Origin of the sequence: Streptomyces longispororuber (assembly GCF_024448165.1) — a bacterium.
GTDB lineage: Bacteria > Actinomycetota > Actinomycetes > Streptomycetales > Streptomycetaceae > Streptomyces > Streptomyces longispororuber_A.
Window position 1 is genome coordinate 21,631 of sequence record NZ_JAMOLN010000114.1, and the last position, 11,726, is coordinate 33,356.

Below are 11,726 nucleotides of genomic sequence, written 5' to 3' on the forward strand. Positions count from 1 at the left end.
GACCCTCGCGCCCGAAGACGCATCCTGCCCCCACCAGCGGCGGTAAAGCCAATCCGGCACCCGTGGGGGTCACACGGACAGCGCCACCACCGGGGGCGGAACGGCCCTAGGGGGGCCTGCTTCCCGGCCACCCTAGAGGGCCCGGAAGGGCCCCGCATTCCGCGACGCGCCGGGCCTCAGGCGGTCGTGGTCCCCGTCACAGCCACTCCGGCCGCCTTCGCGGCGTTGCGCACGGCGCCGGCCACGGCGCCCGCGACCTTGTCGTTGAAGACGCTCGGAATGATGTAGTTCGGGTTGAGCTCGTCCTCGCTGACGACGTCGGCCAGGGCGGTCGCCGCGGCCAGCATCATCTCCGTGTTGACCGTACGCGACTGGGCGTCGAGCAGGCCGCGGAAGACGCCCGGGAAGACGAGGACGTTGTTGATCTGGTTCGGGAAGTCGGAGCGTCCCGTGGCCACGACGGCCGCCGTCTCACGGGCGATCGCCGGGTCGACCTCCGGGTCCGGGTTCGCGAGCGCGAACACGATGGCGCCGTCGGCCATGGCCGCGACGTCGTCGCCGTTCAGCACGTTCGGGGCCGAGACGCCGATGAAGACGTCCGCGCCGACGACGGCCTCCTTGAGGGTGCCGGTCAGGCTCTCGGGGTTGGTGTTGTCGGCGATCCAGCGCAGCGGCGATTCGCTGTCCGCGCCCACCAGGTCCTCGCGGTCGGCGTGCACGACGCCGTGGATGTCGGCCACGACCGCGTTCTTGACGCCCGCCGCGAGCAGCAGCTTGAGGATCGCGGTACCGGCGGCGCCGGCACCCGACATGACGACCCGAATGTCCCCAATCGCCTTGCCCGCGACGCGAAGTGCGTTGGTCAGGGCGGCGAGGACGACGATGGCGGTGCCGTGCTGGTCGTCGTGGAAGACCGGGATGTCGAGGGCCTCGCGCAGCCGGGCCTCGATCTCGAAGCAGCGCGGCGCGGAGATGTCCTCCAGGTTGATGCCCGCGAAGCCGGGGGCGATCGCCTTGACGATCTCGACGATGGCGTCGGTGTCCTGGGTGTCCAGGCAGATCGGCCAGGCATCGATGTCGGCGAACCGCTTGAAGAGGGCCGCCTTGCCCTCCATGACCGGCATGGCGGCCATCGGGCCGATGTTGCCCAGGCCGAGGACCGCGGAGCCGTCCGTCACGACCGCAACGGTGTTGCGCTTGATCGTGAGGCGGCGGGCGTCCTCGGGGTTCTCGGCGATCGCCATGCAGACGCGGGCCACACCCGGCGTGTAGACCATGGACAGGTCGTCACGGTTGCGGATGGGGTGCTTGGACTGCATCTCGATCTTGCCGCCGAGGTGCATCAGGAACGTACGGTCGGAGACCTTTCCGAGCGTCACGCCCTCGATGCCGCGCAGTTCCTCGACGATCTGGTCCGCGTGGGACGTCGAGGTGGCCGCGATCGTGACGTCGATCCGGAGCTTCTCGTGGCCGGAAGCGGTGACGTCGAGGCCGGTCACCGAGCCTCCGGAGGACTCCACGGCGGTGGTGAGCTGCGAGACAGCGGTTCCGCTCGCGGGCACCTCCAACCGGACCGTCATCGAGTAGGAGACGCTGGGCGCCGTTGCCATGGCCGACTTCCTCTGCTTTCACCGTGTAGCTGTTGCCGTCCGATGGTCGCACCTACCGGTGAGTACGTGGTAGCCGCATCGGATTGTGAACCTTACGTTCACCGCGCTTTCGGAAACTGACTTCCACCATACGAGAAGTTGGGGGAAACAGAAAGAGGCCCACGTCACCGAAGTGACGTGGGCCTCTCCACGCTAGCGACACCGACCCGCCATGCTCGCCTCGCGGCAAGTGGTCCCTCTGAGGGACGAAGGTTGGGCCCGGGGGCTTGGATCGAGCCGGTGCCGTCATCAACGGTAACACCGGCTGCTGCGGACACAAGGGCCCGTCGCCCCTAGTCGCGCAGCAGGTCCGGAACCCCCTGCGCATCGGGCTCGTCGCGGTCCGCCGAGACGACCGTGAGCTGCTGGGTCGCCCGGGTCAGCGCGACGTACAGGACCCGCAGACCGGCCGGGGACTCGTCGGCGATCTCCGCCGGGGAGACCACGATCGTGGCGTCGTACTCCAGGCCCTTGGCCTCCAGCGAGCCCAGCGCCACCACGCGCTCGCCGAGCCCGGCCAGCCAGCGGGCCGCCTCCGCGCGGCGGTTCATCGCCACGACGACGCCGACCGTGCCGTCGACCCGGTCGAGCAGCCGTGCGGCCTCCTCGCGGACCGTGCTGCCGAGCCGGTCCCCGACGACCGTGAAGCGCGGCTCCACGCCCGTCGAGCGGACCGCGGACGGGGACTGCGAGCCCGGCATCGCCAGCGCCAGCACCTTCGCCGCGAGGTCGGCGATCTCGGACGGGTTGCGGTAGTTGACGGTCAGCGTGAAGCGGCGCCGCGGGCGGCTGCCGAGGGCCTCGTCACGGGCCTCGGCAGCCTCGTCCGGGGTCGACCACGAGGACTGCGCCGGGTCGCCGACGATCGTCCAGGTGGCGTGCCGGCCGCGGCGGCCGACCATCCGCCACTGCATGGGCGTCAGGTCCTGCGCCTCGTCGACGATGACGTGCGCGTACTCGGTGCGCTCCTGCGCGAGGCGCTCGGCGCGCTCGTACTGGGTCTCCTCGCGCACGGGCATCAGCTCGTCCAGGCCCGTGAGCTGGTCCAGCGGGTCGTACTCGCGCTTCTTCCGCGGGCGGGCCGGGGTGCCGAGGACGGCGTTCAGCTCGTCGAGGAGGGCGACGTCGTGGACCGAGAGGGCGTCCCGCTTCAGGGACCGGGCGAGCTTGCGCACCTCGCCCGGGTTCAGGATGCGGCGGGCCCAGCGGCCCAGGCGCTTCTCGTCGGCCATCGCGGCGAGCACCGAGCGCGGCGTCAGTTCGGGCCACCACGCGTCGAGGAACCGGATGAAGTCGTCCTCGCCCGTGATGTCGTCGTCGAAGGACGAGCGCAGCTCGGCGGCGAGTTCGGGGTCGGTGTGGCGGCTGCCGGCGCCCGACTGGCTCCAGAGCGCGTCCAGCAGGAGCTTGCGGGCGCGCGGCCGCAGGTGGTTCACGGGGGCCGTGCCGCTCAGCGCCGCGTGCCGGATGCGGTTCAGCTGGTCGGACTCCAGCTCCAGGCGGCGGCCGAAGGCGACCACGCGCAGGCGGCTCGTGGTGACGGCGGCCGTCGCCCCGGCCGCGTCGTCGGCCTCGTCGGCCTCGTCGTCGCCGAAGGCCAGCTGCCCGTCGCCGCCGGACGCGGGCGAAGGCGGCGGGACCGGCGACTCCAGCGCGCCGCGGGCCGCCTTGCGCAGCACCTTCAGCATCCGCGACGAACCCTTCACCCGGGCCACCGCGGGGCTGTCGTACTCCGTGGCCTCCGCGCCGTCGACCAGGGAGCCGACCGCGCGGATCGCGACCTGGCCCTCCTCGCCGAGCGAGGGCAGCACACCCTCCGTGTACGCGACCAGGAGCGGGGTCGGCGAGACGATCAGGATGCCGCCCGCGTAGCGGCGGCGGTCCTGGTACAGGAGGTACGCGGCGCGGTGCAGCGCCACCGCCGTCTTGCCCGTGCCGGGACCGCCCTCCACGTACGTCACCGACGCGGCGGGGGCCCGGATGACCAGGTCCTGCTCGGCCTGGATGGAGGCGACGATGTCGCGCATCGAGTGGCTGCGGGCCTGGCCGAGCGCGGCCATCAGGGCGCCGTCGCCGATCGCGGGCAGCGTCTCGCCGTCCAGGTACGCGGTCAGCTCGGGACGCATCAGGTCGTCCTCGACGCCGAGCACCTTGCGGCCCTTGGAGCGGATGACGCGGCGGCGCACGACGCGGCCCGGGTCGACCGGGGTCGACCGGTAGAAGGGCGCGGCGGCCGGGGCGCGCCAGTCGATGACGAGCGGCGAGTAGTCGGCGTCCAGGACGCCGATGCGGCCGATGTGCAGCGTCTCGGCGATGTCGGCCGTGTTGTCGGCGCGGACGGCCCCCTCGGCCGGCTCGACGGCGGTGTACGCGCCGTCGGGACCCTTCTTGCCGTCCTTGCCGAGCAGCAGGTCGATCCGGCCGAACAGGAAGTCCTCGAACTCGTTGTTGAGCCGGTTGAGGTGGATGCCCGCGCGGAACACCTGGGCGTCCCGCTCGGCGAGCGCGCCGGGCGTGCCGACCTGGCCGCGCTTGGCGGCGTCGTCCATCAGGAACTCCGCCTCGTGGATCTTCTCCTCGAGGCGGCGGTAGACGGCGTCGAGATGATCCTGTTCGACACCGATCTCGCGGTCACGCACGGAGTCCGCGGCGGATCGGGCCGCGGCGTTCCTCCCGCGGTCCACCGTCGAATCGTGCTGAGCCTGAGCGGCCACCGGGCCCCCTTCTGACGTGCTTGGGCAGCCGTCAAAGGTACGCGAAAAGGGCCCGGTCAGGCTACGTGCGGCGCGGAGGGGTCACGCGTTCACCTCCACGAGCCGCTTCCCGTCGAGCGTCTCCACCTCGAAGTGGTCGATCTGGTTGCGGTCGAGGGCCGCGCCGCCGTGCACGTACAGCGGGTACTTGGCGCTCTCGTGGGTGCTGTTGTCGATGCCGTAGCCCCACTTCGGGACGGCCCAGGTGGTGACCGTCTCGCGCTCGCCGTCCTTGCCGACCGCGATGAGCGAGCACTTCAGCGGGCCCTTGACGTTCTTCAGCTGCAGGACGGTGTGCGTCCCCCACGCCTTCTTCTCCATGCCGACGGTCGCGCTGACCTTCGTCGTCGGGTCGGTGGCCTGCACCTTCTCGTCCATGTGGTGGAAGAAGGCGTCCTCGGCGGGGCTGGTGGGGTGCGGGTCGCCCGCGACCGTTCCGGTGCCGCCGTCGTCCGTCACCGCCATCACCGTCAGCGGGCCGCCGATGATCAGCGCGGCGGCGGCCGCCACCAGGTACAGGCCGCGGCGGCGCTTCTGCGCCCGCTTGCGGGCCACCTCGTCGGCCAGGGACTCGGCGAGGCGCGGGCTCGGGCGGGCCGCGAGCGACTCGCCGACCACCGGCGCGCCCCGCTCCCCCGGCAGATCGGCGAGCGCGGCGAGCATCGGCTCCATGCCCGCGAACTCCTCCAGCTGCCGCGCGCACAGCTCGCAGGTCGCCAGATGGGCCTCGAACGCGGTCGCCTCCGCGTCGTCGAGGATGCCCAGCGCGTAGGCGCCGACCGTCTCGTGCACATCGCCCGTGGGCCCGTGTCCGTACGGTCCGTGCGTCGATGTCATGCCGTCACCCCCCGCTCCTCCAGAGCCAGCTTCATCGAGCGCAGCGCGTAGAACACCCTGGAGCGCACCGTTCCGCTGGGGATGCCGAGCGTCTCGGCCGCCTCATTGACCGTACGCCCCTTGAAATAGGTCTCGACCAGCACTTCCCGGTGGGCCGGGGTGAGGTCCTCCAGGGCATCGGACAGCGTCATCAGCCACAGCGCCTTGTCGATCTCGTCCTCCGCGGGGATGACCTCCAGCGGCGACGGGTCGACCTCCTGCGGCCGGGCCTGCCGGCTGCGGTGGCCGTCGATGACGATCCGTCGGGCGACCGTCACCAGCCAGGGGCGTACCGAACCGGTCGCTCGGTTGAGCTGGCCGGCGTTCTTCCAGGCACGGATGAGCGTCTCCTGCACGACGTCCTCCGCGCGCTGCCGGTCCCCCGCCACGAGCCGGAGCACATAGGCCAGGAGCGGCCGCGCGTGCTCGGCGTAGAGCGCGCGCATCAGCTCCTCGTCCGGCTCGGGGGGCCGGGGCGCACGATGTCGGGCCCGGGGCGGGCGTTCATCGGCCACGGCGGAATCCTTGCGCACGCCTACCTCCGGTGTCCCCAGTTCGACGATCCGGCCACGTCTTTTCGGCTGGGCTCACGGAGTTGATACGCAGACGAACTCGCGGATGTTCAACGGGCGTTGTGGCGCTCGTCTCACGCCCGGGCGAGGGCCGCCCTGCGCCGGTGCCTGGCCACCCGCTCCCGGTTGCCGCAGACCTCGCTGGAGCACCAGCGGCGGCGCCGGCCCCGGGAGGTGTCCAGGTAGATGAGGCTGCAGTTGTCGCCCTCGCACTGGCGCAGACAGCCGCGCACGGCCGGGTCGGTGAGCAGGTCGACGGCGTCCCGGGCGACCGCGGCGAGCAGGGCCGGACAGCCGGGGGCGGTCTGCAGGGAGCGGGCGAGGGTGCCGTCGGAGGCGCGGACGGCACAGGGCGTCGGCGGGGCGGCGCGGGCCAGCAGGTTGACACGTTCCAGAGCGGCGGGGGCGGGCCGGCCCGCCAGCTCGCCGCGCACCAACTGGCCGATGTGGCCACGCAGTTCACGGAACGCGGCGAGCCAGGCCGGGGCGCAGACGGGCGGCGGGACGGTGTCGGGGACGAGTCCGGCGCCGACGAGCCAGGCGCGCAACAGGTCGGGGGAGGTGAGGCGTTCGTCGGGGTGTGCGGTGGCGACCAGGTCCAGGCAGAGGCGTCCGGAGTCGAACCGCAGCTCGTGGAGATAGGGCCCTGTGGGTACTGCTGCCATGTCCTCTACAGTGCCCGCCCACGCGCGGAGCCGGAACCCCCGGTGCCGCACCGCTACTTGGGGACGTTCGGCGGGGGATCGTCGTGCAGGATGCGCTGGAAGAGGATGTGGTCGCGCCATTCGCCGTCGATGTGCAGGTACTGGGGCGCGCGGCCGTACTCGGTGAAACCGCACTTGGCGAGGACCCGCTGGGACGCCGTGTTGTCGACGAGGGTGCCGGCCTCGATGCGGTGCAGGCCCAGCTCGTCGCGGCCGATCCGGGCGATCTCCTCGACCGCGGCGGGGATCAGGCCGCGGCCCCGGTACGCGGCGTCGACCCAGTAGCCGAGGCTCGCGCTGCACAGCGGGCCCAGCACGATGCTGGTGATCATGAGGCGGCCGACGACCAGCTCGCCGTCGAAGAGCAGCCACGTCACGCTGTTCGGCTGCGTGAGGCGCTCCAACTGCCCGTCGGCCGTGTAGTACTCCGGGTCCCGGTGGGGATCGATCGGGCGCAGGTGCTCCAGGTTGCGGACCGTGGCGTCGGCGAGGGCCTGCGCATCGGCGGGGACGCCCCGGCGCAGGTCGATGTCGGGAGTGATCAGCATGTCCGTACGGTACGCGCGGGCGAGGGACGGTGGACGCTCGCGTATGGGAATGCGCGGATCGACGATGTCGGGGCGGACGGCCCTCGTCTTGACTGGTCGCATGACGACAGCGAAGCGTTTCACGGGATGGGTGCTGGGGGCGGCCACGGTCGCCATGGGTCTGATGGCGGGCTCGTTCTACGTGTTCGGCTGCGCGGTGATGCCCGCGCTGGCCCGCAGCGACGACCGTACGTACATCGAGGTGATGCAGAACATCAACGACGTCATCCAGAACCCGGTGTTCTTCCTCGGCTTCATCGGGGCGCTGCTGCTCACGGGCGCGGCGGTCTGGCGGCTGCGCCACGAACGGGCGCTGCGCTCCTGGGTGGTGGTCGCGCTGGTCCTGTACGGGGTGGCGTTCGTGCTGACGTCCGGGGTGAACGTGCCGCTCAACGACGCGCTGGCGCAGGCCGGCGACCCGGCGCGGATCGCCGATCCGGCCCGGGTGCGGGACCGGTTCGAGGGGCCGTGGGTGGCGTGGAACGTGGTGCGGGCCGTGCTGTGCACCGGTGCGCTCGGCTGCCTGGTGCGGGGACTCGTGGTGTGGGGGCGGCGGGCGCGGTGAGCCACCGCGCCGCGAACTCCCTCAGTCGTCCGCGTACTTGGCGTCCGCCGCCGGGTCCAGCGCGAGCCGGTAGCCGCGCTTCACCACGGTCTGGATCAGCTTCGGGGTGCCGAGAGCGGAGCGCAGACGGGCCATCGCCGTCTCCACCGCGTGCTCGTCGCGGCCCGCGCCGGGCAGCGCGCGCAGCAGCTCCGCCCGTGCCACCACCCAGCCGGGCCGCCGGGCCAGCGAGCGCAGCAGCGCCATCCCGGCGGGCGGCACCGGGCGCAGCGCCCCGTCGACCAGGACCGCGTGACCGCGGATCTCGACGCGGTGTCCGGCGACCGGGAGCGTACGGGCCCGGGACGGCAGTTCCTGGCAGAGCAGCTGGACCAGCGGGCCGAGCCGGAACCGCTCCGGCTGCACGGTGTCCACGCCGTGCGCCTGCAGCGGCAGCGCCGTCACCGGGCCGACGCAGGCCGGGACCACGTCGTGGTGCAGGGCCGCGAGCAGTTCGGGCAGCAGGCCCCGCTCCTCGGCCCGGTTCAGCAGCGACACCGCCGCCGGGGCCGAGGTGAAGGTCAGCGCGTCCACGCTCCGCGAAACCGTCGCGTCGAGCAGCCGGTCCACCGGGCCGATGTCCTCCGGCGGCATCCACCGGTAGACGGGGACGCCCACCACTTCGGCGCCCGCCTCGCGCAGCGCCTCCACGAAGCCGGGCAGCGGCTCCCCGTGCAGCTGGACGGCCACGCGCCGCCCCTGGACGCCCTCGGCGAGCAGCCGCTCCAGGACCTCCGCCATCGACTCGGACGACGGCGACCACTCCTCGGTCAGGCCCGCGGCCCGGATCGCGCCCTTGACCTTCGGCCCGCGCGCGAGCAGTTCGACACCGCGCAGCCGGTCCAGGAGGGCGTCGCCCAGGCCCCAGCCGTCGGCCGCCTCGACCCAGCCGCGGAACCCGATGGCGGTCGTGGCGACCACCACGTCGGGCGCGTGGTCGAGCAACTCCTTCGTCGCGGCGAGGAGTTCGCTGTCGTCGGCGAGCGGCACGATGCGCAGGGCGGGTGCGTGCTGCACCGCCGCGCCGCGCCGCCGCAGCAGCGCCCCGAGCTCGTCCGCGCGACGGGCGGCGGTCACGCCGACGGTGAACCCCGCGAGCGGGCCGTGGGCCTGCTCGGGGGCGGACTGCTGTGGTTCGTACATGCTCGTTCTCGTCCCGCTCGACGGTCGTCCCGTGCACTGGTCGTGCTGTCGTTCGTGCTGCCGTGGCTCTCCTGGCGTCGTCCGAGCCTGTCAACAACCCGTGACGGGCCCGGATCCACATGATTGCGTACGTGTTACGTGCGGGTCGCTCACACCTCCGCGTAGCTGAGCTGCGGCTTTGCCTCGGCCGTCGGTGCGGCGACGGAGCGGGCGGCCGACCGGCGAAGGTATACGGCCCAGGTGACCACGAAGCACGCCCCGTAGAAGACCAGGAAGGACACGAAGGCGCCGGTGCCGGTGCCCGCCGTCTGGAAGGACTGGCGGAAGGCCAGGTTGATGCCGAGTCCGCCGAGTGCCCCGACCGCGCCGATCAACCCCATCGACGCGCCCGACAGGCGCCGCCCGTACGCCGCGGCCTCCTCCCCCGTGAGCCCGGTGGCGAGCGCCTTGGCCTGGAAGATGCCGGGGATCATCTTGTACGTGGACCCGTTGCCGAGGCCGCTCAGCACGAACACCACGATGAACGCGACCGTGAACAGGGCCAGCGACTTCTGCACCGACGCCAGGATCACCACCCCGGTCGCCGCCGCCATCGCCACGAAGTTCCACAGCGTGATGCGCGCCCCGCCGAACCGGTCCGCGAGCCGGCCGCCGACCGGACGGATCAGCGAGCCGAGCAGCGGGCCGATGAACGTGACGCCCGCCGCCTGCAGCGGGGTGCGGCCGAACTGGGTCTGCAGGACGAGCCCGAAGGCGAACGAGTAGCCGATGAACGAGCCGAAGGTGCCGATGTAGAGGAACGCCATGATCCAGGTGTGCACGTCCCGGGCGGCGTCCTTGGCGGCACCGGTGTCGTTCTTGACGGTGGCCAGGCTGTCCATGAACAGGGCCGCGCAGACCGCCGAGACGACGATCAGCGGGATGTAGATCCCGAGCAGGACGCGCGGGCCGCCGCCCGCGCCGATGACGGCGAGCGCGATCAGCTGGATGACGGGGACGCCGATGTTGCCGCCGCCCGCGTTCAGTCCGAGCGCCCAGCCCTTCTTCCGCATCGGGAAGAAGGAGTTGATGTTGGTCATGGAGGAGGCGAAGTTGCCGCCGCCGACGCCGGTGAGCGCCGCGCACACCATGAACGTGCTGTACGAGGTGCCCGGCTCCATCACGGCGAACGCGGCGATCGACGGCACGAGCAGCATGCTCGCCGCGATGACCGTCCAGGCGCGGCCGCCGAAGACGGCGACGGCGAAGGTGTAGGGCACGCGGGCGAAGGCGCCGACGAGCGTGGCCATGGAGACGAGGAAGAACTTCCCCGCCGGGTCGATGCCGTACTCGGGTCCCATGAACAGGACCATGACCGACCACAGGGTCCACACGGAGAACCCGATGTGTTCGGACAGGATGGAGAAGACGAGATTGCGCCGGGCCACCCTCGCGCCCGTCCTCTCCCAGAACGCCTCGTCCTCGGGATCCCACTGTTCGATCCAGCTCCGGCCGGCCATCTGACGCCTCCAGGTCACGGTTCACTGCTCTTGCGACCGAAGGTAGGGAGGCCGGATTTCCGGGCTGTGGCGTGGAGTGACCGTCGGGGAACGTTGCTCTCACCTGCCCGCCGGGCGGGTGGTGAGGCCCGGGGGCGGCCGATGCCTCCCCCGGGCCGGGCGTCAGTGCTTCTTCGTGCGGCGCGACCCGTCCGGCCACAGCCGCGGCGAGCGCTTGGCCGCCAGGTCCTCGATCCAGCCCGTGCTCACGATCGCCAGCGCGATCAGCGGCCAGACCAGCACGAACATCCAGAGCATGTACGTCGAGTCGAGCGCCCCGCTCCAGCGCGCGTCGTCCATGAACGGCAGGTTGTACGCGAGGTCGATGAGCGGCACCGTGGCCATGATCAGCATGTTGTGCCACAAGTAGATCGTCACGGCCCGGTTGTTGGACAGCGTGATGACCTTGTCGAACTTGGCGAGCCTGCCGGGCAGTTGCTGCCAGGAGGGCGAGTACAGGAGCAGGATGACGACGAATCCGAAGGACCAGGTGGCCTGGGCCAGCGGGATGTCGTTCAGGTCCCAGCCGTCGGGGCCGAGGTGGCCCGAGGCCCACCAGATGCCGAAGGCCATCACGAGCGCGGAGACGGACACCGCGAGATAGCGCGGGATCCTGACGAGCATGCCCTCGTGGTGGGCGAAGCCGAGCACCCAGCAGCTGCCGTAGACACCGAAGTCGGTGACCGCGTTGCCCGTCTCGCCGGGGATCGTGACGAGGCCGGTGCCGACGATCGCGGTGAGGCCGAGCGGGGCGAGCAGCGTCGCCCACGGCACCTTGCGGAACGCCCGGAGCAGCAGCGGCGAGGCGATCACGAACCACATGTAGGCACGCAGGTACCAGAGCGGGCCCGCGGCCTGGGCGGGCCAGGTGTCCTCCAGGAGGCCCGCCTTGTCCCCGAGGTGCCAGGGGAAGCTGGGGGCGCCGATCGGCACCAGGTAGTTGACGAGGCTGATCCAGCCCCAGGTGCCGCCGTTGTCCGGGTCCTTGCCGGGGTTCCAGCCGCCCGCGAAGAGCAGCGTGAGGACGGCCGCGCTGAACGCCCACATCGGCGGCAGCAGTCGCCGGATGCGGCCGCGGATCACGCCGATCGCGGGCCGGCTCAGCGAGCGGGCCATCAGCGATCCGGCGAGCGCGAACATCACGCCCATGGACGGGAAGAGCACCGTCAGCCACGCCCACCCGAACAGGTGGTAGACGACGACGCGGACCAGCGCGGTGGTGCGCAGCAGGTCCAGGTACCGGTCGCGGCCGGGCTTCTTCGGCGCGGGCTTCGCCTCCGGCAGCGGGCGGGTGGCGTCC

At 71.9% G+C, this 11,726-nt stretch carries 10 protein-coding genes; 1 reads left to right on the plus strand and 9 read right to left on the minus strand.

Annotation, left to right across the window (positions count from 1 at the left end; all coding sequences use genetic code 11):
• Positions 1–176: 176 nt before the first annotated feature.
• From M4J07_RS28300 to M4J07_RS28325, 6 genes are all read right to left on the minus strand, one after another.
• Entirely contained in the window at positions 177–1,610 is a 1,434-nt protein-coding gene (locus M4J07_RS28300) for an NAD-dependent malic enzyme (RefSeq protein WP_255976152.1), read from the minus strand.
• A 332-nt stretch (positions 1,611–1,942) separates the two neighbouring features.
• The gene (locus M4J07_RS28305; RefSeq protein WP_374215094.1) at positions 1,943–4,363 is read right to left on the minus strand and encodes a HelD family protein; all 2,421 of its coding nucleotides are present in this window, start codon (positions 4,361–4,363) and stop codon (positions 1,943–1,945) included.
• 81 nt (positions 4,364–4,444) lie between these two features.
• Complete coding sequence (locus tag M4J07_RS28310) at positions 4,445–5,239, minus strand: anti-sigma factor family protein (RefSeq protein WP_255976156.1); 795 nt, start codon at positions 5,237–5,239, stop codon at positions 4,445–4,447.
• On the minus strand, positions 5,236–5,811 hold the full coding sequence (locus M4J07_RS28315) for a sigma-70 family RNA polymerase sigma factor (protein WP_207829144.1): 576 nt from the start codon (positions 5,809–5,811) through the stop codon (positions 5,236–5,238). The genes M4J07_RS28310 and M4J07_RS28315 overlap by 4 nt, the downstream gene beginning before the upstream one ends.
• 113 nt (positions 5,812–5,924) lie before the next feature.
• Positions 5,925–6,515: a CGNR zinc finger domain-containing protein gene (locus M4J07_RS28320; protein WP_255976161.1), complete on the minus strand. Its 591-nt coding sequence runs from the start codon at positions 6,513–6,515 to the stop codon at positions 5,925–5,927.
• Positions 6,516–6,568: 53 nt separating this feature from the next.
• Complete coding sequence (locus M4J07_RS28325) at positions 6,569–7,102, minus strand: GNAT family N-acetyltransferase (protein ID WP_255976163.1); 534 nt, start codon at positions 7,100–7,102, stop codon at positions 6,569–6,571.
• Between the two features lie 100 nt (positions 7,103–7,202).
• On the opposite strand from M4J07_RS28325, the gene M4J07_RS28330 reads away from it, so the two are divergent.
• Positions 7,203–7,706, plus strand: a complete 504-nt coding sequence (locus M4J07_RS28330; protein ID WP_255976165.1) for an anthrone oxygenase family protein — start codon at positions 7,203–7,205, stop codon at positions 7,704–7,706.
• Positions 7,707–7,727: 21 nt separating this feature from the next.
• On the opposite strand, the gene M4J07_RS28335 is transcribed toward M4J07_RS28330, so the two are convergent.
• From M4J07_RS28335 to M4J07_RS28345, 3 genes are all read right to left on the minus strand, one after another.
• A complete protein-coding gene (locus tag M4J07_RS28335; RefSeq protein WP_255976167.1) occupies positions 7,728–8,888 on the minus strand; it encodes a uroporphyrinogen-III synthase in 1,161 nt (386 codons plus the stop codon).
• 149 nt (positions 8,889–9,037) lie between these two features.
• Positions 9,038–10,387, minus strand: coding sequence for a nitrate/nitrite transporter (locus tag M4J07_RS28340; protein ID WP_255976169.1), 1,350 nt, complete (start codon positions 10,385–10,387; stop codon positions 9,038–9,040).
• Positions 10,388–10,549: 162 nt separating this feature from the next.
• Positions 10,550–11,710 (minus strand): acyltransferase family protein, encoded by a 1,161-nt coding sequence (locus M4J07_RS28345; RefSeq protein WP_255976171.1) that lies wholly within the window; start codon positions 11,708–11,710, stop codon positions 10,550–10,552.
• Between the last annotated feature and the right edge of the window lie 16 nt (positions 11,711–11,726).